Consider the following 23394-nt stretch of genomic DNA (forward strand, 5'->3'; position numbering starts at 1 on the left):
CACTAAGGAAACTCAAAGCACACAAAGGGAAAAATTAATTCTTAATTCTTTATCCTTTGTGTCCTTCGTGAAAAAACCTTTGTGCCCTTTGTGGTTAAAATATTTCTATAAATAACATTGAAAATTCTCAATAGTTATTCCATACCCTTACATATCTTCCGTCGAAGCTGGTCTTGTAGTTCTTGAGAGGATATCTGCCAACGCCCCCGGGAGAGGGTGTACCGTAAGATGCAAGTTCATAAACAGTTCCGCATTTGGGGCAGACAGCTTTGGCGAAGTTGACTTTATCTATCCTCACCTGTACGTTCAGATTATTCACTGCATAATCGTGCGGACAGGTGCGGTCGTAAGCATAAAACTCATTTACCCCGCTTGTTACGATTATTCCGTTGCTGTTGTATCCTGCTGATCTCCTTCCCCAGTTATTGGTGCGATAATCAACTGTATCAGAGCCGAATATTGAATTCAGATTAACGAATTCAGGGTCTAATAGATCGAGTGTGAAATCAACATATACATCAGGTATCACATCGTTTTTCTTATTGCAGGAACTTGTGATTACTGCAAAGATCAATGTGATTAAAAAAAATCTTATTTTTGGAACTGATGTCACCCGGTATATTTTAGTACTGCAAAATTAGTATAACCCCGGGAATTTAACGTCACGATGATATTTTTATTGTAATGACTGAAAATGAATAATATATCTATGAAGAAACTTTATATTTTACTATTTATTTCAACACTTGCTATCGGATCGGCGAATGCCCAGCTTTTTCATAGAAATGCAGCACGGAGTGCTGAGAAAGGATTGTTTGGTAAGTCACTCAGTAAGAAAAAGCAAGTCAAGGTGAAGGAGCCCCGCAGCGTACTGAAAGCAAAAAAGAAGCAGGAGGCTAATGAGAACAAGATCAAGAAGGATTATGCTGCACATGTTAAGAAATCGCAAAAGAGAACTGTTGACATACAAACGCCTGAAGTACAGGAGCGTATGAAACAGAATCAAAAGAATATGGAGCTAAGGGACAAAGCAAAAAAGAAGAAAACCCGCACAAGCAGCAAGAAAGCCGGAAAAAAATATAATTAGAATGAAAATTTTACTTTAAATACTTGTAAAACACCTGTTCACAGGATTTTTAATTTGTAATTTATTAAAAAATTTGTATATTTGTTTTTGAAGAGTTCCGGCAACCCCGGAATTCTTCTTATTTTTTAAATACAAGAGAGAAAAATGTCAGAGGTTATTTATGTAACTGGGGAAGGTTTGCAAAAACTTAAAGAAGAGCTCGAACAGCTTAGAAATGTTGAGCGTCCTTCTATATCAAGGCAGATAGCAGAGGCAAGAGACAAGGGTGACCTTTCTGAAAATGCAGAATATGCTGCTGCCAAGGAGGCACAGGGAATGCTTGAGATGAAAATAAACAAGCTTGAGGATCTCGTTGCCAGAGCCAGGATTATTGACGAATCCAAAATCGATATATTTACAGTTCAGATACTTAATAAAGTAAAGATTAAGAACAAGACAAATAATTCAGTTATGGAGTACCAGCTTGTCCCGGAAAGTGAAGCAAATTTCAAGCTGGGCAAGATAGCTGTCAGTTCTCCGATTGCACAGGGACTAATAGGTAAGAAGGTGGGAGATGTTGTGAATATAAAAGTCCCTTCAGGAGTAATTCCTTTTGAAATTATTTCTATTTCGATGTAATAATTTTATTCTTAGTTCATCATGGCAACCATTTTTACAAAAATCATTAATGGGGAAATTCCTTGTTATAAGGTAGCTGAGGACGAAAACTATTTTGCATTTCTCGACATAAATCCTTTAAGAGCAGGTCATACGCTCGTTGTCCCGAAGAAAGAGACTGATTATATTTTTGATCTGGGTGATGATCAGCTCGCCGGGATAATTCTTTTTTCGAAAAAGGTTGCTGCAGCCATCAAGGAAGCATATCCATGCAACCGCATTGGTGTTGCAATTCTTGGGCTGGAAGTACCTCATGCACACATTCATCTTGTTCCGATGGATAGCATGGAAGATGTTAACTTCAAAAATCCAAAGCTTAAGTTCTCACCTGAAGAATTTAAGGAGATAGCTGCCAGAATCAACAGCAAAATCATTTTACCATTTTAGAAAATTTGTATCTTACAGGTATAATTCTGCCCGCTGCATGAATTACCTGTATGATCTGTGGGATGACTTTATAAGTCTTCTCTTTCCGCGGCTTTGCTATGGTTGCGGAAACCACCTGATGAGAAATGAATACCTCATCTGCACAGAGTGTTATGTAGTTATTCCAAGAACAGACTATCATAATATACCTGAAAATCCTGTGGCTCAGCTCTTCTGGGGACGATGCCACCTGGAGAAAGCCGCAGCATTCTCATATTATAATAAAGGCAGCAGGATCAGAACACTTATTCATAATCTTAAATACAAAGGGATAAAGGAAATAGGACCTGAACTTGGTTCCATATACGGAAAAACACTCAAATCTTCAGGCTTTGTTGATGACGTTGATCTGATTATTCCTGTTCCTCTTCATCCGTTTAAGCAGAGAAAGCGGGGATTTAATCAAAGTGAATTAATCTGTGACGGAATAGCTGCTGTTTCAGACATTCCTGTTGACATCAATTCTCTGATCAGATCAACCCGGTCGGAAACACAGACAAAAAGATCGCGTTATGAAAGATGGACTAATGTGGAAGGCATCTTTTGCCTTACTGATCCTGCACCCCTGACGGGGAAACATATTCTGCTTGTGGATGATGTAATAACAACTGGCTCTACAATCGAATCGTGTGCCAGCGAGTTACTGAAGGTGGAAGGTGTTAAGGTAAGTGTTGTGGCACTTGCCTATGCTGTTATGTAACAATCCCTTACTCTTTCGTCTTAACCCTTTTTGGATTTTTATTCATAAAATCTTTCCAGCTGTTATAGGCTTTTTCCTGTGTGGGATTGTTGGTCTGATAGAAATGGCACAATGCAGCTGCCAGACCGTCGGTTGCATCAAGTTTGATATCTGTAAGGCTGAATTTCAGGATATTCATAAGCATCGCAGCCACCTGCTCCTTTGAGGCTGCACCCTGACCGGTTATCGACATCTTAATTTTTCTGGGAGCATACTCGAAAATAGGCAGCGATCTCGAAAGAGCCGCAGCTATTGCAGCACCCTGAGCCCTTCCTAGTTTAAGCATCGACTGAACGTTCTTCCCGAAAAACGGCGCTTCAATAGCCAGTTCGTCAGGATGATACTCATCAATTATGCCTGTTGTACGGTCGAAAATATGTTTCAGCTTAACATAGTGGTCATCAAATTTTGAGAGGTCGATCTGTCCGATAGTTATGAGCTCGGGAATTGTGCCCACGGTTCTGATAACTCCATATCCAGTGATACTGGTGCCAGGGTCGATACCCAGAATTATTCGTTCTTTTGGTTTTGCTTTCAAGATATCTGTTAATGAGGACTAATCTACTTATCCATTACAAAGGCATTATTCATCCATGCCGGTTTTTCTGAAAACTGTGGATAACGGCTGAATTCCTGAGAACCTTTTCCGGAAACAGTACCGTTTTCAAGATAATAAATTGCCTCTTTCAGACAAGCTTCATTACGGTCGTCGAAATCACGGGTAATATCGTCGGTCGCGATTTTCGCAGGGAAGATGCCATCAAAGAATTCACCCAGGTTTTGTGAATTGACTATTTTAAATGCGATAGGCAGCATTGCATATTTCTTACCAACATACCAGGGATACATGCCGGTAGGTTTTCCATTTGTTGTATCGCCAAAACTGACAACATTTACAATCGGTTTGAGACCATTCATAACATCCTCGCTTGCAGAAGCAGTTGTACGTGAGGTTATTACCATTAGTCTTGGGAGAGCTACTGAATAATCTGTTGTTTTGAAAGCCAGGGATGTGTTATAGTTCTGAAGCTTGTCATTATGCGAAAGCTTGGCAAATACTATTCCTTTATATGCATTTCCTGCAATATAGCTTGCAAGTGTTTGCGCAATATTCAGGTCACCACCTGAATTATACCTCAGATCGAGTATTAAATCCTTGATGCCATTTGCCTGAAAAAATGAAAATGCAGTTATTAGCTCTTGCGGAGCAGGGTTATAGAACGATTCGAATACAAGATGCCCGGCAACTACTCCTGATTTTAGATGAATAGTGTCATATAACAAAACAGTATTTACACTAAAAGTGGATTTTGTTGTTGGTATTGTTACATCAGTCCCATCGGGTTTAGTAAAGACAAAGACGTTTGTAATCCCGGCAGTGCTTGCGCCAATCAGATTAGTGTATGCTGCACCATCTCCTGATATAAGAATAGGGGCCGGGTCAACTCCGTTTATTGTTTTTATTATCCATCCTCTTCGAACACCATTAGTATAAAGATTTGAGTTTTTATAGATCATGGCAATACGGGCTTTTCCCGAATTGTCAACTCCTATCCTGAAACCATGACCTACAAATTCCCCCTGCAATTCAGCCATGAACTTATCATAATCGGCAACAAAGCTCCATCTGTCGAGCTTCCTGTAGCGCATTGCCTCAAGAAGTTCATAAGGATCTTTATAGTTATCCTTATTAGCTGTAGTAACACTGCTTGCTTCCGGCATATTGTACCAGAAATAGACATCTTTCATTATATCGTAAAGACTGTCGCGTGCCATGGCAGGAGTCAGCGTATTGTCGGGCAGTACAGGATCTTTCTTGCATGATGTAAAGAGTGCAAGAAATAATATTGGTAAGAAAATAAGCTTCTTCATATTATTCATTAACAAAATTGAAAGAATAAGTGTTCAAAGATAATTATTTAAACGCTGGCAGATTTACGGTTCTGGATCAATATTCCTGAGATGATCAGAAGCAAACCGGCCGGAGTTGTATAATAAACGGGTTCGTGAAGAATAAAGTGTACAAATACCAGGGAAAGAAATGGAGCCAGGTATACAAGATTGCTGACCTTGTCAGTAGTTGAGGCCAGCTGCAGGGCCTTAAGCCAGAAGAGAAATGTTATGCCCATTTCAAATATGCCTACATAAACTGATGCAGCTATACCCTTCATACCGAAATCTGTTTGCCATTTACCTGTAATGAACATTGCAGCAGTTAGATAGATAGATCCGAATAGAAAATTCAGAAATAGTTTTACTGCTTCATCCCTTTTATCTTTTACATTTAGTATAAAGTAAAATGCCCAGAAAACAGAACTTCCTGTTGCTAACAATACTCCGGTCAGGTTGGCCTGTCCCGGACTAAAAATCTTCCCCTGCGATGAAATTATATACACGCCGGCAAAACTGATTAAGAGAGCTATAAAGCTCTTTTTCTCTATTTTTTGTCCCAGTATTGGAACTGATAAGAAAACCAGGATAATAGGCCAGATCATGTTAAGAGGCTGTGCAACCTGTGCGGGCAGCAGCTGGTAGGCTTTAAGAAGAATGAGATAATAAATAAAAGGGTTAATGAACCCAAGTATAGCAGAGCCCGCCAGTTCGCGGGGAGATGTTTTTTTTATCAGGTCCGTTTTATTCCCTGCCAGAACGACTATTAAAAGAACCAGTGTTGAGGTATAGGTTGCGATTGTAAGCATTGGAAGAACCTCAAGTTCTCCAAGGCTGATCTTAAAGGCAGTCGGGACCGTTGACCAGAATAGGATAGCCAATAAGGCATACAGGTATGATTTTTTGATCTGGTCCATGGGTGAGTTTGTTTTTAATCCTTAAATTTTGCCCCCCAACCCCCCTAAAGGGGGGCTAATTTCTTCACATTAAGATAATTACGTTCATTACGACAGTTAACCCCCCTTTAGGGGGGAAGGGGGGCTAGCTAATCAATTCAAATCCGGTATACGGTATCAGAACAGGTGGTATTTTGATTCCTGCCTCTGTCTGATTATTCTCAAGAAGAGCAGCAACGATTCTGGGTAGAGCCAAAGCGCTTCCGTTGAGGGTATGAACCAGGCGGGTTTGTTTGTCTCCCTTCTCCTTGAATCTGCATTTCAGCCTGTTGGCCTGGAAAGATTCGAAGTTGGAGACAGAACTTACCTCGAGCCATCTCTTCTGTGCAGCAGACCAGACCTCAAAGTCGTAGGTAAGTGCTGAAGTAAAAGACATATCGCCGCCACAAAGTCTCAGGATCCGGTAAGGAAGTCCAAGCTTTGAAACCAATCCCTCAACATGGGTTACCATCTCTTCAAGAGATTTGTAGGAATTGTCGGGATGAGCTATCTGCACTATCTCAACTTTATCGAACTGATGAAGACGGTTAAGTCCTCTGACATGTGCTCCCCACGATCCGGCTTCTCTGCGGAAGCATGGCGTGTAGGCAATATTTTTTACAGGAAGAACTTCGGCATTAAGTATCACATCCCTGTAGATATTTGTAACCGGGACTTCTGCTGTAGGGATAAGATAAAAATTATCGGCGGTAGCATGGTACATCTGTCCCTCTTTATCTGGCAGCTGACCCGTACCGAATCCGGAATCTTCATTTACCATAATGGGCGGCATTACCTCGTTATAACCGGCTTTTTCGCCCTCGTCGAGGAAAAAGTTAATAAGAGCTCTCTGGAGTTTGGCACCTTTTCCTTTATAAACGGGGAATCCTGCACCGGTAAGTTTGATTCCGAGATCGAAATCAATAATATCATATTTCTTAATAAGGTCCCAGTGAGGCAATGCATTTTCTGCTATCGTTGGCATAGCGCCGCCTTCCCTTACCTTTACATTATCATCTGCACCATGTCCGGTTGACACCGATTCATGGGGAAGGTTCGGAAGCCTTACAATTTCGTTCTTTAGTTCTGTATCTATCGGTAACAGTCTGTCTGTAAGTGTTTTGATTTCTTCTTTAAGAGAGTATGTCTTTTGCTTTGCGGCTTCTGCTTCTGCTTTTCTCCCGTCTTTCATCATGTTCCCGATCTCTTTTGAGATGAGGTTCATTTCAGCCTGCATCGAATCTGTTTTAACCTGTATTTCACGTCTCGAGGAATCAAGGGCGATTATTTTGTCGATGATTGCAGCCGCGTCAAAGTTTTTGACTTTCAGACGTTCGGTAATGAATTCTTTCTTTTCGCGGATGAGGTTTAATGTTAGCATACTGTCTGTTGATTAAATAAAAAAGCAGGCTTAAAAATGCCTGCCGTAAAAATATTAAAAACTCCCGATAATGCTTTCCGGTAAATGAAAAGAATTTCGGGAGTCAGTATCTTTTGGATAATGGACTATTCAGTTACCGGTTTAACCGATACATAAGTCTTATTATCTTTTTTTCTTTTGAACTCAATCTCTCCGTCTTTGAGTGCAAAGAGAGTGTGGTCTTTTCCAAGGCCTACATTGAGACCCGGATTGTGTTTAGTTCCTCTCTGGCGAACGATTATGTTGCCTGCTTTGGCTACCTGGCCTCCGAAGAGTTTCACACCCAGTCGTTTGCTTTCTGAATCGCGACCGTTACGTGAACTACCTGCTCCTTTCTTATGTGCCATAACTTTATATTTTTATTTGCTTTAACTTTTTATTATTCTTTTCCTTTTGCTGGTTTTTTTGCTGCCGGTTTCTTCTCAGCTGGTTTTTTTGCTGCAGCTTTTTTCACCGGGGCCTCTTCTTTTTTAGCGGCTGTTTTTTTTGCGGGAGCTTTCTTCTCTTTTACAGGAGCTTCAGCTTCTTCAACTTTTTTTGCTTCTTTTTTCGGAGCTGCCTTCTTTGGTGCGCCAACACCGTTAATGCTTACAATTTCAACCTGAGAAAAGTTCTGACGGTGACCGTTTTTAATCCTGTAACCTTTTTTTCTTTTCTTTTTGAAGACAATTACTTTGTCGCCTCTGACCTTGTCGTCAACAACAACACCTTCAACAACAGCATCTTTAATAACAGGTTCCCCGATTGTAATTTTACCTTCATCCTCAATTAAAAGAACCTGGTCGAAACTAACCTGAGTACCTTCCTCTGCTTCCAGACGGTGAACAAAAATCTTCTTGCCATTCTCTACTTTAAACTGCTGGCCTGCAATTTCTACGATTGCGTACATCTTAATAATTTTTTACGTTACTCCGTGAGGCGTATATGATCATGTGATTATATAACTTTCAGTTGCCCCGTCGGATTTATTCAAATTCGGACTGCAAAGATATACAAATTAGGTTATTTACAAACCTTTGTCATGTATTTTTTAATATTTACTCCGTGAATGACTCCGTGTTACTCTGTGCAACTCCGTGGTTTATATATTTCTTTTAATAGTAAAGAACCTGTTGATAAAAAAGATTAATGTTAAACCAGCTGTTACTGCTAATATCCATATATTTGTCAGAGACAATCTAAAACCTGTTATTCATCTGATGCATAATTAATTGATATGAAGAGAGTAAAGCTTAAGGTTACGGGCATTTCTTACAGCCAGACTCAATCGGGAGCTTATGCATTGATTCTTAATGAAGAAAATGGAGACAGAAGAATACCTATTATAATTGGAGGTTTTGAAGCGCAGGCAATAGTAATAAAGCTTGAAAATCTCGATCCTCCCAGGCCGCTAACCCATGATCTGTTCAAGAAATTCGCAGATGAATTCAGTATTGCGGTTTCTGAAGTAATGATCTACAAGCTGGAAGAGGGTGTCTTCTTCTCAAAACTTGTCTGCAATAATGGAGTAAAGGAATACTCTATCGACAGCAGAACATCTGACGCAGTTGCGCTTGCCCTTCGCTTCGACTGTCCGATCTTTATCACCGAAGAGATCCTCGAAAAAGCCGGAATAACAGTTAGTCAGTCTGAATCTGACACTTCTCCTTCCGCTGAACCCGATAATGTATTTGCAACTGAAAGCGGTAAATATTCCTCATACACTGATGAAGAGCTTTATAAAATGATTGACGATTCAGTGAAGACCGAAGATTATGAGCGGGCTGCCTCGATCAGGGATGAGATCGAAAAAAGGAAAAAGAAGAAGAAAAAATAGATACCGTTCCCTTCTGCAATCAAAAATTAATCAGTTATTAAAATGAAAAATTCATTATTATTTGTTTCTCTATTGTTGTTTTCCGGTTCTTTCCTTTCAGCAAAGGAATACAAAGTAAATTCTCCCGACGGAAAGATCGCTGTTACAGTAAATGTGACGGAGGAGATAAAATGGTCAGCATCAATTGACGGAAAAGAAGTAATCAATTCCACAAAAGTTGCAATGATGCTCGACGATGGCCGGGTACTTGGCAAAGCTGAGAAGGTGAAGAGTGCAAAAGTGACTGTTCAGAATGAAACCTCCAAACCGGTTGTTGCCAGCAAGAGATCGGAAATTTTAGAGCACTGTAATATACTCACAATAGCTTTTAATTCAGGATTCGCTCTTCAGTTCAGAGCTTATGATGATGGAGTTGCATATAGGTTTGAGACTTTCTTCAAAGAAGAGATTACAGTAAAAAATGAGATCTCTGATTATACTTTCCCGGCAGGATCACATTCATGGTATCCTCTTGAGGAGAGTTTCATGTCGCACAATGAGAGAACATTCCTCTACTCTTCGCTCGACACAATAGGGAAGAAACACCTGGCAAGTCTGCCAACCCTGTTTAAAGTAAATGACATAAATGTTCTTATTACCGAATCTGATATTGAGGATTACCCTGGGATGTGGATTACAGGCGAAGGAGCCGGAAAAATTACAGGTACATGGTCAAAATATCCTGATACTGAAAGACTTTCGAGAGACCGGGACCTTCATATCACCGGGAGTAAGGATTATATTGCAAAAACAAAAGGTACAAGGACATTCCCCTGGAGAGCATTCGTAATTGCGCGAACAGATGTTAACCTTATAGAGAGCGACCTGGTTTATAAACTTGCAAAGCCGAATCAGATTAAAGATCCGGGATGGATAAAACCAGGCCAGGTTGCATGGGACTGGTGGAACGCAAATAATATATTCGGAGTTGATTTTGTAGCAGGAATAAATAATGACACCTATAAGTACTATATTGATTTTGCTGCTAAAAACGGGATTGAATATGTAATTCTTGATGAGGGATGGTACAAGTTGGGTAATGTTACAGAGCAGGTGCCGGGCATTGATGTAGCTGAGTTATGCAGGTATGCTGAAAGTAAAAATGTCAGCATCATCCTGTGGGTTGTATGGAAATCATTCTGGGATAAGCTTGATGAATCAATTGCACTTTATGAAAAGTGGGGTGTGAAGGGTGTAAAGGTTGATTTTATGCAGCGGGACGATCAGAAGATTGTCAATTTTTACCTTGAAGCAACAAGGAAAACAGCAGAGCATCATCTTTTGATAGATTTTCACGGCGCATATAAGCCTGATGGTCTGGGACGTACATGGCCAAATGCCCTTACCCGCGAAGGTGTAAAAGGAATGGAAAATAACAAGTGGAGTAAGGACATAAACCCAGATCATGATGTAACATTACCATTTACCAGGATGGTTGCCGGTCCGATGGATTATACTCCGGGAGCAATGATCAACATGGACAAAACCAACTTCAGTCCTCAGTTTACAAGACCTGAGAGCCAGGGAACAAGGGCACACCAGGTTGCATTATATGTAATTTATGAAAGCCCTCTTCAGATGCTGTCAGATAGCCCCTCGAACTACATGAAGGAACAGGAAACAACTGATTTCATTGTGAATATTCCTGTTGTCTGGGATGATATTATCGGACTCGACGGTAAAGTAGGGGATTATCTTCTGCTTGCCAGACGCTCGGGTAAAGAGTGGTTTGTTGGAGCATTGACTGACTGGACCAGCCGTGATATGGAACTCAACCTGTCATTTCTGCCGGCAGGAGAATATGTGATGGAAGTATTTCAGGATGGAATAAACGCAGATAAATATGCCGGTGATTATAAACATTTGAAAAAAGGTGTAAAATCAGGCGATAAAATGAATATCCATCTTGCTCCCGGTGGCGGATGGGCAGCAAGAATTACTCCTGTAAAATAATTGAAGAGGAGAGGATGAAGCAGTATTTAGATCTACTCGATCATGTTTTAAAGAATGGCAATGAGAAGTCCGACCGTACAGGAACCGGGACGAGAAGTGTGTTTGGTTACCAGATGAGATTTAACCTTGAGGAAGGATTTCCGGTTCTGACAACAAAAAAGCTTCATCTGAAATCAATAATTCATGAATTACTCTGGTTTATTGCAGGTGATACTAACATAAAATACCTTACTGAAAACGGAGTAAAGATCTGGAATGAGTGGGCCGATAAAGACGGAAATCTTGGTCCGATATACGGATCCCAGTGGAGGTCGTGGACTGCAGAGGGCGGGAGGAAAATTGACCAGCTTACAAATGTGATAAACTCACTTAAGAAATCACCCGACTCACGCCGTCATATTGTTTGTGCATGGAATGTTGGTGACCTCGACCGGATGGCACTTCCTCCGTGTCATATACTTTTTCAGTTTTATGTTGCTGACGGAAAACTTTCATGTCAGCTTTACCAGCGAAGTGCCGATATATTTATTGGTGTCCCGTTTAACATAGCATCATATGCCCTATTAACACATATGGTTGCGCAGGTAACCGGATTAAAACCGGGTGATTTTGTTCACACTTTCGGTGATGCACATATATATCTTAATCATATTGATCAGGTTAAACTTCAGCTTACCAGGGAGCCTTATAAACTGCCAAAGATGGTTATCAATCCGGCGGTAAATGATATTTTCAAATTCCGTTTTGAGGATTTTGAATTGACAGACTATGTGTCTCATCCGCATATTAAAGGTGAAATTGCAGTATAATACTTAAATTATGATATCAATAATTGTAGCTGTTTCCGACGATTGGGGTATAGGCAAGAATAATGAGCTCTTGTGGAATATTTCTGAAGACCTGAAGAGGTTTAAGCGTCTGACAATGGGCAATACCATAATAATGGGCAAAAAAACATGGGAGTCATTACCCAAACGCCCACTTCCGGGAAGAAAGAATATTGTTCTGACAGATGTTCCTAATGAGTGTGTTGATTGCTCTGTAACAGCCTATTCAATTGAAGATGCCCTGAGCAAATGCGACAAGAATGAAGAGATTTTTATTATTGGCGGGGGAAGCGTTTACAGGCAGTTTATGCCGCTTGCCGACAGACTTTATATTACACATGTGCATAAAAAGGCCCCGGCAGATATTTATTTCCCTGAGATTGATATGAATATCTGGAAAGTAGTTGAAAAGGAAGAGTTTCCTGCCAGCGAAACTGTTACCATTCCGTATACCTATGTAATATACGAGAGGAAGGTTTAATATTACGGTGCTCTGCACCTTTTATACATCACCCATCCTAATTACTACAAATATTCTGGTGCTACGCACCTGAAAAAGTCCATTTATAATGCTTAGTTAAATTGTTTGGAGATCCTTCGCTAACGCTCAGGATGACAGGACTCTTGGGTAAATAAGAGGGAAAGAAGTGGCGAGCCGCAAACGTAATAATCTTCCATTTATCATGTATCTAACTGCGGCTCGCCGCTTCTTTCCCTCTATTTATCATCTACATACATGTCATCCCGAAGCGTCAGCGAGGGATCCCAGGGAATTAGCAGGAGCCTTTTTGGGCTAAAACCCTTTTGGTCCTAATCAAGTAATCACGGACTTAAGTCCGTGGTTGCTTGATATTGAGTAGATTATGGACTTTAGTCCATAATCTTTACATTTTTTTTCTCAGAACATTAAACCTTTTCATTTTGTTACCATCTATAAGTTTGTTAATCGGAATTATTCATTTAAAAAGATAGAACTTATGAAAACAAAATTTTTTCTGATGATGGCAGCATTTGCCGTGTTAATTTTTACTTCATGTCAAAAAGACAATACACTGATTGATCAGACAAGTGTTGATCTGGCTGATGATGAGGCAGTAACAGATGCAATCTTTGAGGATGTATTCAGCACAGCAGACAATGCAACAATAATCCTTGATCAGATGGCAAAGGGAGATGATGCAAAATCAGTTGTTGTTGCTGATACATGTCCGGTGATAACAGTAACCCGTACGGGCGATGGACTATGGCCAAAAACTGTAACTGTCGATTTCGGTACAGGTTGTGAAGGCTTAAACAATAATGTCAGAAAGGGTAAGATCGTAATTGAAGTGACCGCTCCCCGTGCCACAGCTGGCGCAAAACGGACAGTTACTTTTGTTAACTACTACTTCAATGACATTAAAGTTGAAGGAACTAAAGTACTTGAGAACAAAGGATTCAGCAGCAGTCAGAATCCGCTTGTTTCAATAACTCTGACAGGGGGTAAGCTTACCCTGCCCGACGGCAAAACTATTGAAAGGTCATTTCAGCATCAGAGAGAATGGACTGCAGGCTTCCTGACACGTAATATCTGGGATGATGAGTGTCTGGTAACCGGTACTGCGACAGGAAAAAATATAAACGGTGTGGCATACACAAATACGATCATGACTGCATTACAGTGGAAACGTGCCTGCTATTTTATTGTTGCAGGTGTTATAAAGATGGAAAGAGCTGGTAAAGAGCCGGTTGAATTGAATTACGGCACTGGCGAGTGTGATGCAAAAGCTGTTGTATCGAGAGGTGGAGAATCTAAAGAGATACTTCTGAGAAACAAACACAGGAATATGAATCCCTGATACCATTAATTGAAACTAAAAAGGGATCCTGATTTGGATCCCTTTTTTTATGATGCTTTAAGTACCGCAAGGTCAATTCTTTCAAGTTTTCGTGCGGCGTAATCGATTGTTATTTCAAGTTCGCTGGTATCAACCGATGGTGTTTCAAACATTGCATCGAGCATAATTGTCTCACAGATTGATCTTAGTCCACGTGCCCCAAGTTTAAATTCAATTGCTTTGTCTACAATATAATCAAGAACTCCGTCAGCAAAAGTGAGTTCAATACCATCCATTTTAAACAGTTTGAAATACTGTTTTACAAGTGCATTTTTAGGTTCTGTTAATATTGCTCTGAGTGCTTCCCTGTCGAGAGGGTTCAGATGGGAAATAACCGGCAGTCTGCCTATTATCTCAGGAATAAGTCCAAATGATCTAAGATCCTGAGGGGCAATATATTGCAGAAGGTTCTTAGCATCAACCCTATCCCTGTTTTTGGAAGCGCCGTAGCCTACAATCTTGGTATTCAGTCTTTGTGCGATCTTCTTCTCTATTCCATCAAATGCACCGCCGCATATAAAAAGGATGTTCTTAGTATCGACAGGTATCATCTTTTGTTCAGGATGTTTACGTCCACCCTGAGGCGGAACGTTAACTATTGAGCCTTCAAGCAGTTTAAGCAATCCCTGCTGAACACCCTCACCTGAAACATCACGGGTTATAGAAGGATTATCACCTTTTCTTGCGATCTTATCAATCTCATCAATAAATACAATACCTTTTTCAGCTGCCTTTACATCATAATCAGCGTTTTGCAGCAATCGGGTGAGCAGGCTCTCTATATCTTCACCTACATATCCAGCTTCAGTTAGCACTGTTGCATCAACTATAGTAAACGGAACATGAAGCATTTTTGCAACTGTTCTTGCAAGAAGTGTTTTCCCTGTTCCGGTTTCTCCGACAAGGATAATATTTGATTTCTCAATTTCAATATCTTCAGCATCAGCTTTTTGCATCAGCCTCTTATAATGATTGTATACGGCTACTGATATTACTTTTTTAGCCATATCCTGACCGATAACATACTGGTCGAGGAAATTTTTGATCTCCTGTGGTTTCAGAAGTTTGACATTATCGAGCTTTATATTCTTTTTGCTGCCAAGTTCTTCCTTCATAATGCTGTGAGCCTGTTCAATGCAAGTATCACAGATGTGACCTTCAAGACCGGCTATGAGCATATTGGCCTCTTTCTTGGATCTACCGCAAAATGAACACTTATCCATCAGATAGTTCTATTTATTGTTTTTCTGAAGAATCTCGTCAATCATACCGTAATCTTTTGCTTCCTGTGATGTCATCCAGTAATCCCTGTCTGAATCCTTTTCAACTTTTTCAACGGTATTCCCTGAGTGAAGAGCTATTATTTCGTAAAGTTCTCTCTTAAGCTTAACAATTTCACGAACAGTAATTTCTATATCGGAAGCTTGTCCTTCAGCGCCGCCCATTGGCTGGTGAATCATTATTCTGGAGTGTTTGAGGGCTGATCTTTTACCTTTTTTACCGGCAGTTAAAAGAACTGCTCCCATCGAAGCTGCCATACCAGTGCAGATTGTAGCAATATCAGCTGATATATACTGCATTGTATCATAAATTCCAAGACCTGCATTTACTGATCCTCCGGGAGTATTGAAATATATCTGAATATCTTTTCCCGGATCGGAAGAGTCGAGATAAAGTAACTGTGCCTGTATAATATTAGCTACATAATCATCGATTGGAAGACCAAGGAAGATTATCCTGTCCATCATCAGACGGGAAAAGACATCCATTGATGCCACGTTTAGCTGTCTTTCTTCAATAATTGTTGGTGATATATAGCTACCATATACTGATGTATAGCGGTGCAGGTTTAGACTGCTTATCCCGCGTTTGCTTTTTGCATATTTTCCAAAGTCGTCAAGAATGCTCATTTTATCAGGATTAATAATTAACTAACAAAGATAGTAAAATAATAAATATCTGCTGCAATGTGCTGATTACTATTCGAAAAGCTTATTGAACTCATCAACAGCCACACTCTTGTTTTCAAGTTTTACAAGTTCTTTCATCAGAAGTATTACTTTCTCTTCAAGTACCTTATCGGCAATCCGTTTTGCATCTTCCTCTCTTTTCAGAGTCTCTTTTGCGTAGTTATTTATCTGATCGTCAGTTGCATAGAACAGTCCGTACTGCTGAAACTGATATCTTGTAATATTTGCAGCTTCCTGCAATAACTCCTCTTCGGTAATCTTCACCTCATTATCCTTGGCGATCTTATTTCTTAGAAGCTGCCATTTGAGGTCTTTTTTAAAGCTGTCAAATTCTTTCTCAATCTGCTCTTCAGTGGTGTTTTCATTGACTCTGAGCAGCCATTTCTTAAGAAATGCTTCAGGGAGGTCGAAATCTGATTTCTCGAGTGCAAGTGCTTTGATGTCCATCATAAGTTTGAAATCGCTTTCTTTTTTAAGGTTTCCTGCGATTTCGGTCTCGAGTCTGCTTCTGAATTCTTCTTCCGTTTTAACAACTCCTTCACCATATATTCTGTCGTACAGATCGGTTCCCAGTTCAGCAGGAAAGAAACGGCTTATGTCGGTAATTGTAAACCGGTAGTCAGGATTGATACCTTCAACTTCTTCCTTCTTAATTCTCAGGATACCAGCAATTTCTGTATCATTAGGGTACGCCTTCTTAATGTCAAAATCAACAGTATCGTTAAGTCCTTTGCCAATGAACTGTTTTTTTATTTTTTTGTCTTTTATGATATCTATTCCAAGGGATGTTTCCTCAACGGAAGGGCCTTCAGCAATAACGTTGCCATTCTTATCAACAGCCTCTATCTTTCCCTTGATAACATCCTTTTCTTCTGTGGAATCAGCTTTTCTGAGTTCTCCGTAACGGCGAGTATAGTTTTCGAGATAATCATTCTTCATTTTATCATCGATGATGATCTCATACTGTGTTATCTTATTTTTTTTCGAGAGTTTCAAATCAATCACCGGTGAAAGTCCAACCTCGAATGAGAAGGTGAATTCCTGCTGTGTATCGAAGTCAATCGACTCCTGTTCATCAGTTTTTGGAAGCGGATCGCCCAGGATCTCAAGTTTTTCGTCAACGAGGTACTTCTGAATATTCTCTGTAACAATTTTGTTTATTTCATCGATCTCAACTGCTCTTCCGTACATCTTTTTTACAAGTCCGATCGGAACCATACCAGGACGGAATCCTTTAATGTTTGCTTTTTTCCTGTAATCTTTTAAAACAGTCTCAACTTTTTCTTCGTAATCGGCTTTTTCGATCTTTACTTTCAGAACAGCATTCAGCTCATCAATGTTTTCTCTGGTGATATTCATTTTTATTATTGTTTTTGCATAGTTAAAAAAACCGCCAAAACGCACTATTAAAGAGGTTACGGGCGGTTTGTTACTTTTGTGCGGATGAAGGGACTCGAACCCCCACGTCACGAAGACACAAGATCCTAAGTCTTGCTCGGCTACCAATTACGACACATCCGCGTGTAAAAAATTCCCCGCAAAAGTATAATAATTTATTGTGAAAACAAATTGATTCTGTTACCGGCGCAATTCAAAGTTCTTTCCGAGGTACACTTTTCTTACAAGCTCATCGTCTGCAAGTTGGACAGAAGTGCCTGATTTGAGAATTTTCCCTTCAAAAAGAAGGTAAGCCCTGTCGGTAATGGTAAGGGTCTCATGGACATTGTGATCGGTAATGAGAATACCGATATTTTTCTCTCTTAGTTTTGATACAATTTCCTGTATATCTTCAACTGCGATAGGGTCAACACCAGCAAATGGTTCGTCGAGCAAGATGAATTTAGGCTTTAGGGCCAGTGCTCTGGCAATCTCGGTCCGTCTTCTTTCCCCGCCGGAGAGTTGAATGCCTTTGCTTCTTCTTATCTTATGAAGTCCGAATTCTGTAAGCAATGTTTCAAGTCTCTCTTCCTGTTCTTGTTTTGGGAATCCTGACATTTCAAGTACTGCCTTAATATTATCTTCAACCGACATGTTCCTGAATACTGAAGCTTCCTGGGCAAGATATCCTATTCCTCTTCTGGCTCTTTTGTATACAGGAAGGGAAGTGATCTCCTCTTCATCAAGAAAAATCTTGCCTTCTCTTGGCCTTATGAGCCCTACAATCATATAGAAAGATGTAGTTTTTCCTGCTCCGTTAGGTCCCAGAAGACCAACGATTTCTCCCTGTTCAACCTCAATCGAAACATGATCTACAACTGTTCTGCTGCGATACTTCTTTACCAGATTTTCAGTATATAGTTTCATTCAGGTTATTATGAATTTGCAGTTTCTGTTTTTTCTTCGTCATCCTTAAAGAATTCACTCCTGCTTTTTTCTTTTTGCCTCATCACTCTACCAGAGATTAAAATACTTACCTCATATAATATAAGGAGTGGTATTGCCACCAGTGTCTGTGAAAAGACATCCGGAGGAGTAATGATTGCGGCAAGAATGAAAATAATGACGATTGCATGCTTCCTGTATTTTCGCATAAATGCAGGTGTTACGATCCCGATTTTTGTAAGGAAGAAAGCTATGATCGGAAGTTCAAATACCAATCCGGTAGCAAGACAGAGTGATGTAAGAGTGCCAATATATGATCTGACATTTATCTGGTTAACAACATCAGCACTGATTTCATATGTACTGAGGAAGTGTATTGATAATGGAGCAAGTATGAAGAATCCGAAGCATACACCAACAAAAAACAGCATTGATGCTGCAAAAACAGCTCCCTGTGCATATCTTGCTTCGCTTGGCTTGAGGGCAGGTTTGAAAAACTGCCAGAACTCCCACAGAATTACAGGGAAAGCAAGTATCAATCCTGCAATAAGCGAAACTGTGATGTGTGTTGTAAGCTGTCCCGACATTTTTATGTTTATCAGGTTCAGGGGCTTGGTATTTATACAAAGAGCATCTGTATCGAAGTATTCTCCAAGCTGGCAGAAGAGTCGGTTTGTTATAAACTGAGAATTCTGCGGAGCAAGTATAATCTTGTCGAAAATTATATTTTTGAAAATGAATGCAACGATCATTAAGATGACTACAGCCAGTACTGATCGTATTATGTGCCATCTTAATTCTTCAAGATGTTCCAGAAATGACATCTCCTTTTCACCCTTCTTCCCTTTATTCCATAACATTGCCATGAGCACCTTATTAAAATCGTTTAAATAGAGCCTGTAAAGATGATAAATCTTCTTTTGCAAAACAATATTAATATTTTTCTGTTATCATATTTCATCATTGCTGGTTAATTGTATGTTAAATATTGTGAAAATCAGCATAGTGTATTGAAAGTTATATTTGAAATTCGTATATTAGCTTAGAGAAGGGAAATACAAGTGTGCTTTTAGATATGTTTCATTAATTATTCAAAGGGAAACTTTTTTAATTATTAAAATTTCCTGCCGTATAATTGAGAAATTTATTAACTTTATATAAACTGGAAAAAATCCTTTTGGGTTTTTAACCGTTTTATCATCTGGGGTAAGAATATGTTGAATGACGAAACTATACATGATTACTTAAAAAAGTATTTTGGATTTGATACTTTTAAGGGCAATCAGGAACCTATAATAAGGAATGTTCTGGCTGGGAGGGATACTTTTGTGCTTATGCCTACAGGAGGAGGCAAGTCTCTTTGTTATCAGCTGCCGGCTGTTATGAAAAAAGGTACAGCAATAGTTATCTCGCCTCTTATTGCTCTGATGAAAAACCAGGTTGATGCAATGAGGAACTTCAGTACCGACGACGATGTTGCTCATTTTCTGAACTCTTCTCTCACTAAAGCAGAGATTACACGCGTAAAGAAAGATGTAATGTCGGGGAAGGCAAAACTTCTCTATGTTGCACCTGAATCGCTTACCAAAGAAGAAAATATAGAGTTCCTCAAGAATATTGAGATCTCATTCTATGCGATTGATGAAGCTCATTGTATTTCGGAGTGGGGACACGATTTCAGGCCTGAATACAGGAGAATAAGACCAATCATTGATACAATAGGCAGATCTCCTATTATTGCGCTCACCGCAACTGCGACTCCGAAAGTTCAGCATGATATACAGAAGAACCTGGGTATCCTGGAAGCGGATGTCTATAAATCATCTTTTAACAGACCTAATCTCTATTATGAGGTGAAATCAAAACAGGATGTCACCAAGGAGATTATTAAATATATAAAGAATAATACAGGCAAATCAGGAATAATTTACTGCCTGAGCCGCAAGAAAGTTGAGGAGATGGCAGAGGTGCTTAAGGTAAATGGCATCAAGGCATTGCCTTATCATGCAGGTATGGATTCTGCAACAAGGACTCTTAACCAGGACAAATTTCTGATGGAGGAGGCTGATGTTATTGTTGCAACAATAGCTTTCGGGATGGGAATCGATAAACCTGATGTCAGATTTGTCATCCACTACGATATTCCCAAGAGTCTTGAAGGATATTATCAGGAAACAGGGAGGGCAGGACGCGATGGCGGAGAGGGCAATTGCATTGCATACTACAGCTACAATGATATCCTTAAGCTCGAGAAATTTATGCAGGGAAAACCGATAGCCGAACAGGAGATTGGTAAACAGCTGCTTCTCGAAACAGTGTCATACGCAGAATCATCGGTTTGCAGAAGGAAGTTATTATTGCATTATTTCGGGGAAGAATACCATAAAGAAAACTGTGAGGCCTGTGATAATTGTCTGCATCCTAAATCACAATTTGAGGGTAATGAGGCTGTTGTAAGCGTTCTTGAGACAATTCTTGCAGTAAAAGAGAAGTTTAAGGCCGATCATATTGCAAATATCCTCTCAGGGAAGGTTACCTCTGCAATTAAATCCTACAAGCATCATAAGATTGAATTCTTCGGAATAGGAGAGGATAAGGATGAGAAATTCTGGAATATGGTTATCAGACAAGCCCTTATTGCCAAATTCCTTACAAAAGATATTGAGAACTATGGGCTTTTGAAGATAACCCAGAAAGGTTTGGATTTTCTTGAGAACCCTACTTCATTTATGCTGGCGGAGGATCACGATTATGCCGACACAACGGATGAGGAAAATGCCTTTGGAGCAAGGACAGCAGCAGTGGATGAGGAGCTCTTTAGCATTCTGAAAGATCTCAGAAAGAAGATCTCAAAGCAGAAAGATGTACCTCCCTTTGTGATCTTTCAGGATCCTTCTCTCGAAGATATGGCAATTCAATACCCGGTAAACCTGGATGAGCTTCAGAATATCTCGGGTGTTGGAGCCGGAAAAGCACAGCGATATGGTCGGGAATTTGTGGAGATCATTAAAAAATATGTCGAGGAGAAAGAGATAATCCGGCCTCTCGATATGGTTGTCAAATCTGTTGTCAACAAATCCGGTATAAAAGTTTACATCATACAGAGCATCGATATGAAGAGGCCTCTCGAGGATATTGCTGAGGCAAAAGGACTTGAGATGGGTGAGTTGATTTCGGAAATTGAGGCTATTGTAAACTCAGGCACAAGAATAAACCTCGATTATTATATCGATAATTCAATCGACGAGGAACGGCAGCACGATATCTATTCCTATTTCAGGGAGGAAGCTGAATCAGATTCACTTGAGGCAGCTATCAAAGAACTCGGGAATGAGTTTGAAGAGGAGGAGATAAGACTGGTAAGAATCAAGTTCCTTTCTGAAATGGGGAACTAAAGCCGGAAGCCCCATAATTGTCAACTTAAACTTAGTATTGAACATAAGGAAATAAGGAGAGCCCTCCCCTCCTTTAAAAGCTAATCTTTACGCACAACTTTTTTGTTTAGTTCCTGCTGTGAGAAGGAGATCCCTCATTCCTTCAAACCTCCGCAAGCTCCGGTTTTTCGGAATTCGGGATGACAGAAGAATCTTGGTATGTGGAGGGGAAAGAAGTGGCGATTCGTTAAAAATTCATCATGTGGCAATAGCGGCACGAATCGCCACTTCTTTCCCCTCATTGATCCCGTAAAGTCCTGTCATCCCGAAGCGCCAGCGAGGGATCCCCGGGTATGAGCAGGAATATTATAACATGTTTTGCCAATCAGAAAAGCGCCTGCGAGGGATCTCCAATACTTATAACCAATTTTGACAAGCACGTACATTCGAGTCAATTCCAGGTTTTCCCGGATGTATTGCTTTGAGAACAACAATCAATACATAATACGGATAAATAATCTGTGATATCAGAAACCATTTCATGAGACTTTCCTTCCCGTACCGTCTAGTTGTGTTTTGAAGTATAAGAAAATCCGGGATTGATTTTAAAGCAAATACCACAAGAAACACAATCAGAAAGACCGGATCAAAAATTCCGGCAATTAGCAGAACAGGCTGAAGCAAAATTGTAACAAATGTTACAATTCCCAGGACGATAGTGTAAAAATCTTTAATTGAGCCACTTTTTGAGATCCACCGGTTTCTCTGTTTTATAAATGATTTTATAGTTGGCGATGAGGCTGCAGTAATAAGTGCATTAGCCGATTCGAGCCATAAGATCTTCGATTGCGGTGCTTTTTTAATGCTGTGAAGCAGGAAGACATCATCACCTGAGGCAATCTCGTGATGCAGATTTTCAGAGTGCTTAAGATATGATTCCTTTGTAAATGCCAGGTTTGCACCGTTACAAATGACCGGTTTGCCATTACTTGCAGTACCGGCTGTAATTCCCTGTAAACTAAGAAATTCAAGCTCCTGGAACTTTCCGAAAAATCCCGGCATCGGACTAAGCTGAACGGGACATATGATCAGATCAGGCTTATGGTCCTCATAAAAGGAAGCAATTGTCCTGATCCAGTTTTTTCCGGGTGTGCAATCAGCATCAGTGGTTATGATAAGTTTGCCGGAGGCAGCATTGATTCCGGTCTCAATAGCTTTCTTCTTACCAGTACCAGTATTATTAATAGTATTGATATTATTTTTTCCTGAGAATGAGCTGGCTGTTTCAAATGTCTTATCTGTTGAATTATCATTTACAACAATAACTTCATAAAGATGAGAGGGATAGTCCTGATCTGAAAGACTGCCAAGCAGCCCGGGCAAGTGCAGCTCTTCATTCCGGCAAGCCACAATCACCGAGACAAATTCAAGCGGTTCAGATGAGATATTGTAAGGATTAATTTTCCGGAGGCCTCTGTAAATACCGAGAAGAAGGATCAGATAGGGAACGATCAATATAGCCGGAAGCCATTGCATCGGTTACTCCTTAAGCCATTCATACATTGTATAATGCTCACTTTGCATACCGAGAGCTTCATAAGTTTTCTGAGCTCTTTTATTATTTGTTTCCACATAGAGACGAAGTCCTGCAATCCCAATCTTATCAGCCTCATCTTTAATGTGATTGTACATCGATCTGAAGATGCCGGTCCTTCTCCAGTCGGGCAGGACATATACTGACTGGAACCACCAGACGTTTGCATTTCTCCAGTCGCTCCATTCATAAGTAATGAGAAGGGAAGCCACAACCTGACCATTATCCTCTGCAACCCAGTATTGTCCGCGGGAATCATTTTCGAAAACTGCATTCACCCCATTTGTTACTAATTCATTCTTCAGGGTCATCTGTTCAGTTTCCCATGCCATTTTCTGCTGGAAGTCGATAATAACAGATGCATCTTCGGGGGTTGCTTTTCGGATTTTAATCATTAGGTCATCTATTTTTAAGGTATGTGGTATGCGGCATGCGGTATCCGGAATTCAAAATCTCCCTTTCTCCCCT

The 23394-nt window shown here is 40.1% G+C and carries 24 protein-coding genes and 1 tRNA gene; 10 read left to right on the plus strand and 15 right to left on the minus strand.

Features of this window, described 5'->3' with window-relative positions; all coding sequences use genetic code 11:
- Nucleotides 1-127: 127 nt before the first annotated feature.
- Entirely contained in the window at nucleotides 128-574 is a 447-nt protein-coding gene (locus IPJ16_07315) for a hypothetical protein (GenBank protein MBK7626999.1), read from the minus strand.
- Nucleotides 575-709: 135 nt separating this feature from the next.
- On the opposite strand from IPJ16_07315, the gene IPJ16_07320 reads away from it, so the two are divergent.
- The 4 genes from IPJ16_07320 (at nucleotide 710) to IPJ16_07335 (ending at nucleotide 2870) form a co-directional block, all read left to right on the plus strand.
- Nucleotides 710-1087 carry a hypothetical protein gene (locus tag IPJ16_07320; GenBank protein MBK7627000.1) on the plus strand — a complete coding sequence of 126 codons (378 nt, stop codon included), beginning with the start codon at nucleotides 710-712 and terminating at the stop codon, nucleotides 1085-1087.
- A 144-nt stretch (nucleotides 1088-1231) separates the two neighbouring features.
- A complete protein-coding gene (gene greA / locus IPJ16_07325; GenBank protein ID MBK7627001.1) occupies nucleotides 1232-1705 on the plus strand; it encodes a transcription elongation factor GreA in 474 nt (157 codons plus the stop codon).
- Nucleotides 1706-1726: 21 nt separating this feature from the next.
- Nucleotides 1727-2131 carry an HIT family protein gene (locus tag IPJ16_07330; protein ID MBK7627002.1) on the plus strand — a complete coding sequence of 135 codons (405 nt, stop codon included), beginning with the start codon at nucleotides 1727-1729 and terminating at the stop codon, nucleotides 2129-2131.
- 37 nt (nucleotides 2132-2168) lie between these two features.
- Nucleotides 2169-2870 carry a ComF family protein gene (locus tag IPJ16_07335; GenBank protein MBK7627003.1) on the plus strand — a complete coding sequence of 234 codons (702 nt, stop codon included), beginning with the start codon at nucleotides 2169-2171 and terminating at the stop codon, nucleotides 2868-2870.
- A 7-nt stretch (nucleotides 2871-2877) separates the two neighbouring features.
- Here IPJ16_07335 and ruvC read toward each other — a convergent pair whose 3' ends face one another.
- From ruvC to rplU, 6 genes are all read right to left on the minus strand, one after another.
- On the minus strand, nucleotides 2878-3447 hold the full coding sequence (gene ruvC / locus IPJ16_07340) for a crossover junction endodeoxyribonuclease RuvC (GenBank protein ID MBK7627004.1): 570 nt from the start codon (nucleotides 3445-3447) through the stop codon (nucleotides 2878-2880).
- A 23-nt stretch (nucleotides 3448-3470) separates the two neighbouring features.
- Complete coding sequence (locus IPJ16_07345) at nucleotides 3471-4781, minus strand: hypothetical protein (GenBank protein MBK7627005.1); 1311 nt, start codon at nucleotides 4779-4781, stop codon at nucleotides 3471-3473.
- A 47-nt stretch (nucleotides 4782-4828) separates the two neighbouring features.
- Nucleotides 4829-5716 carry a DMT family transporter gene (locus IPJ16_07350; GenBank protein MBK7627006.1) on the minus strand — a complete coding sequence of 296 codons (888 nt, stop codon included), beginning with the start codon at nucleotides 5714-5716 and terminating at the stop codon, nucleotides 4829-4831.
- A 124-nt stretch (nucleotides 5717-5840) separates the two neighbouring features.
- Nucleotides 5841-7115 (minus strand): serine--tRNA ligase, encoded by a 1275-nt coding sequence (gene serS / locus IPJ16_07355; protein MBK7627007.1) that lies wholly within the window; start codon nucleotides 7113-7115, stop codon nucleotides 5841-5843.
- A gap of 125 nt (nucleotides 7116-7240) precedes the next feature.
- Nucleotides 7241-7501: a 50S ribosomal protein L27 gene (rpmA, locus tag IPJ16_07360; GenBank protein ID MBK7627008.1), complete on the minus strand. Its 261-nt coding sequence runs from the start codon at nucleotides 7499-7501 to the stop codon at nucleotides 7241-7243.
- Nucleotides 7502-7533: 32 nt separating this feature from the next.
- Nucleotides 7534-8043, minus strand: coding sequence for a 50S ribosomal protein L21 (gene rplU / locus IPJ16_07365; GenBank protein MBK7627009.1), 510 nt, complete (start codon nucleotides 8041-8043; stop codon nucleotides 7534-7536).
- A 327-nt stretch (nucleotides 8044-8370) separates the two neighbouring features.
- Here rplU and IPJ16_07370 point away from each other — a divergent pair, with 327 nt between their 5' ends.
- The 5 genes from IPJ16_07370 (at nucleotide 8371) to IPJ16_07390 (ending at nucleotide 13627) form a co-directional block, all read left to right on the plus strand.
- Nucleotides 8371-8970 carry a bifunctional nuclease family protein gene (locus IPJ16_07370; GenBank protein MBK7627010.1) on the plus strand — a complete coding sequence of 200 codons (600 nt, stop codon included), beginning with the start codon at nucleotides 8371-8373 and terminating at the stop codon, nucleotides 8968-8970.
- A gap of 42 nt (nucleotides 8971-9012) precedes the next feature.
- Nucleotides 9013-10962, plus strand: a complete 1950-nt coding sequence (locus IPJ16_07375) for a glycoside hydrolase family 97 protein (protein ID MBK7627011.1) — start codon at nucleotides 9013-9015, stop codon at nucleotides 10960-10962.
- A 14-nt stretch (nucleotides 10963-10976) separates the two neighbouring features.
- Nucleotides 10977-11771 carry a thymidylate synthase gene (locus IPJ16_07380; protein ID MBK7627012.1) on the plus strand — a complete coding sequence of 265 codons (795 nt, stop codon included), beginning with the start codon at nucleotides 10977-10979 and terminating at the stop codon, nucleotides 11769-11771.
- A gap of 10 nt (nucleotides 11772-11781) precedes the next feature.
- Nucleotides 11782-12270: a dihydrofolate reductase gene (locus IPJ16_07385; GenBank protein ID MBK7627013.1), complete on the plus strand. Its 489-nt coding sequence runs from the start codon at nucleotides 11782-11784 to the stop codon at nucleotides 12268-12270.
- A gap of 496 nt (nucleotides 12271-12766) precedes the next feature.
- Complete coding sequence (locus tag IPJ16_07390; protein MBK7627014.1) at nucleotides 12767-13627, plus strand: hypothetical protein; 861 nt, start codon at nucleotides 12767-12769, stop codon at nucleotides 13625-13627.
- A 47-nt stretch (nucleotides 13628-13674) separates the two neighbouring features.
- Here IPJ16_07390 and clpX read toward each other — a convergent pair whose 3' ends face one another.
- The 6 genes from clpX to tatC form a co-directional block, all read right to left on the minus strand.
- Nucleotides 13675-14889 (minus strand): ATP-dependent Clp protease ATP-binding subunit ClpX, encoded by a 1215-nt coding sequence (gene clpX / locus IPJ16_07395; GenBank protein MBK7627015.1) that lies wholly within the window; start codon nucleotides 14887-14889, stop codon nucleotides 13675-13677.
- A 9-nt stretch (nucleotides 14890-14898) separates the two neighbouring features.
- Entirely contained in the window at nucleotides 14899-15576 is a 678-nt protein-coding gene (gene clpP / locus IPJ16_07400; GenBank protein ID MBK7627016.1) for an ATP-dependent Clp endopeptidase proteolytic subunit ClpP, read from the minus strand.
- A 69-nt stretch (nucleotides 15577-15645) separates the two neighbouring features.
- Complete coding sequence (gene tig / locus IPJ16_07405; protein ID MBK7627017.1) at nucleotides 15646-16995, minus strand: trigger factor; 1350 nt, start codon at nucleotides 16993-16995, stop codon at nucleotides 15646-15648.
- Between the two features lie 79 nt (nucleotides 16996-17074).
- Nucleotides 17075-17157: transfer RNA gene (locus IPJ16_07410), tRNA-Leu, on the minus strand.
- Nucleotides 17158-17214: 57 nt separating this feature from the next.
- Nucleotides 17215-17940 (minus strand): LPS export ABC transporter ATP-binding protein, encoded by a 726-nt coding sequence (lptB, locus tag IPJ16_07415; protein ID MBK7627018.1) that lies wholly within the window; start codon nucleotides 17938-17940, stop codon nucleotides 17215-17217.
- Between the two features lie 8 nt (nucleotides 17941-17948).
- Complete coding sequence (gene tatC / locus IPJ16_07420; protein MBK7627019.1) at nucleotides 17949-18818, minus strand: twin-arginine translocase subunit TatC; 870 nt, start codon at nucleotides 18816-18818, stop codon at nucleotides 17949-17951.
- Nucleotides 18819-19172: 354 nt separating this feature from the next.
- On the opposite strand from tatC, the gene recQ reads away from it, so the two are divergent.
- Nucleotides 19173-21353 (plus strand): DNA helicase RecQ, encoded by a 2181-nt coding sequence (gene recQ, locus IPJ16_07425; protein MBK7627020.1) that lies wholly within the window; start codon nucleotides 19173-19175, stop codon nucleotides 21351-21353.
- A 396-nt stretch (nucleotides 21354-21749) separates the two neighbouring features.
- Here recQ and IPJ16_07430 read toward each other — a convergent pair whose 3' ends face one another.
- On the minus strand, nucleotides 21750-22868 hold the full coding sequence (locus IPJ16_07430) for a glycosyltransferase (GenBank protein MBK7627021.1): 1119 nt from the start codon (nucleotides 22866-22868) through the stop codon (nucleotides 21750-21752).
- A 3-nt stretch (nucleotides 22869-22871) separates the two neighbouring features.
- A complete protein-coding gene (locus IPJ16_07435; GenBank protein MBK7627022.1) occupies nucleotides 22872-23321 on the minus strand; it encodes a GNAT family N-acetyltransferase in 450 nt (149 codons plus the stop codon).
- Nucleotides 23322-23394: the final 73 nt, after the last annotated feature.

It is taken from the genome of Bacteroidales bacterium, assembly GCA_016709865.1.
Taxonomy (GTDB): domain Bacteria; phylum Bacteroidota; class Bacteroidia; order Bacteroidales; family VadinHA17; genus LD21.

Excerpts from the sequence above, each read along its gene's own strand:
- rplU (MBK7627009.1), bottom strand. The coding sequence starts at position 8,043 with ATGTACGCAATCGTAGAAATTGCAGGCCAGCAGTTTAAAGTAGAGAAT.
- recQ (MBK7627020.1), top strand. The coding sequence starts at position 19,173 with ATGTTGAATGACGAAACTATACATGATTACTTAAAAAAGTATTTTGGA.
- IPJ16_07435 (MBK7627022.1), bottom strand. The coding sequence starts at position 23,321 with ATGATTAAAATCCGAAAAGCAACCCCCGAAGATGCATCTGTTATTATC.
- IPJ16_07350 (MBK7627006.1), bottom strand. The coding sequence starts at position 5,716 with ATGGACCAGATCAAAAAATCATACCTGTATGCCTTATTGGCTATCCTA.
- IPJ16_07345 (MBK7627005.1), bottom strand. The coding sequence starts at position 4,781 with ATGAAGAAGCTTATTTTCTTACCAATATTATTTCTTGCACTCTTTACA.
- IPJ16_07335 (MBK7627003.1), top strand. The coding sequence starts at position 2,169 with ATGAATTACCTGTATGATCTGTGGGATGACTTTATAAGTCTTCTCTTT.
- greA (MBK7627001.1), top strand. The coding sequence starts at position 1,232 with ATGTCAGAGGTTATTTATGTAACTGGGGAAGGTTTGCAAAAACTTAAA.
- tig (MBK7627017.1), bottom strand. The coding sequence starts at position 16,995 with ATGAATATCACCAGAGAAAACATTGATGAGCTGAATGCTGTTCTGAAA.
- IPJ16_07385 (MBK7627013.1), top strand. The coding sequence starts at position 11,782 with ATGATATCAATAATTGTAGCTGTTTCCGACGATTGGGGTATAGGCAAG.
- serS (MBK7627007.1), bottom strand. The coding sequence starts at position 7,115 with ATGCTAACATTAAACCTCATCCGCGAAAAGAAAGAATTCATTACCGAA.
- IPJ16_07320 (MBK7627000.1), top strand. The coding sequence starts at position 710 with ATGAAGAAACTTTATATTTTACTATTTATTTCAACACTTGCTATCGGA.
- IPJ16_07380 (MBK7627012.1), top strand. The coding sequence starts at position 10,977 with ATGAAGCAGTATTTAGATCTACTCGATCATGTTTTAAAGAATGGCAAT.
- clpP (MBK7627016.1), bottom strand. The coding sequence starts at position 15,576 with ATGAGCATTCTTGACGACTTTGGAAAATATGCAAAAAGCAAACGCGGG.
- IPJ16_07390 (MBK7627014.1), top strand. The coding sequence starts at position 12,767 with ATGAAAACAAAATTTTTTCTGATGATGGCAGCATTTGCCGTGTTAATT.
- IPJ16_07370 (MBK7627010.1), top strand. The coding sequence starts at position 8,371 with ATGAAGAGAGTAAAGCTTAAGGTTACGGGCATTTCTTACAGCCAGACT.
- IPJ16_07430 (MBK7627021.1), bottom strand. The coding sequence starts at position 22,868 with ATGCAATGGCTTCCGGCTATATTGATCGTTCCCTATCTGATCCTTCTT.
- lptB (MBK7627018.1), bottom strand. The coding sequence starts at position 17,940 with ATGAAACTATATACTGAAAATCTGGTAAAGAAGTATCGCAGCAGAACA.
- clpX (MBK7627015.1), bottom strand. The coding sequence starts at position 14,889 with ATGGATAAGTGTTCATTTTGCGGTAGATCCAAGAAAGAGGCCAATATG.
- tatC (MBK7627019.1), bottom strand. The coding sequence starts at position 18,818 with ATGTTATGGAATAAAGGGAAGAAGGGTGAAAAGGAGATGTCATTTCTG.
- IPJ16_07375 (MBK7627011.1), top strand. The coding sequence starts at position 9,013 with ATGAAAAATTCATTATTATTTGTTTCTCTATTGTTGTTTTCCGGTTCT.
- IPJ16_07330 (MBK7627002.1), top strand. The coding sequence starts at position 1,727 with ATGGCAACCATTTTTACAAAAATCATTAATGGGGAAATTCCTTGTTAT.
- rpmA (MBK7627008.1), bottom strand. The coding sequence starts at position 7,501 with ATGGCACATAAGAAAGGAGCAGGTAGTTCACGTAACGGTCGCGATTCA.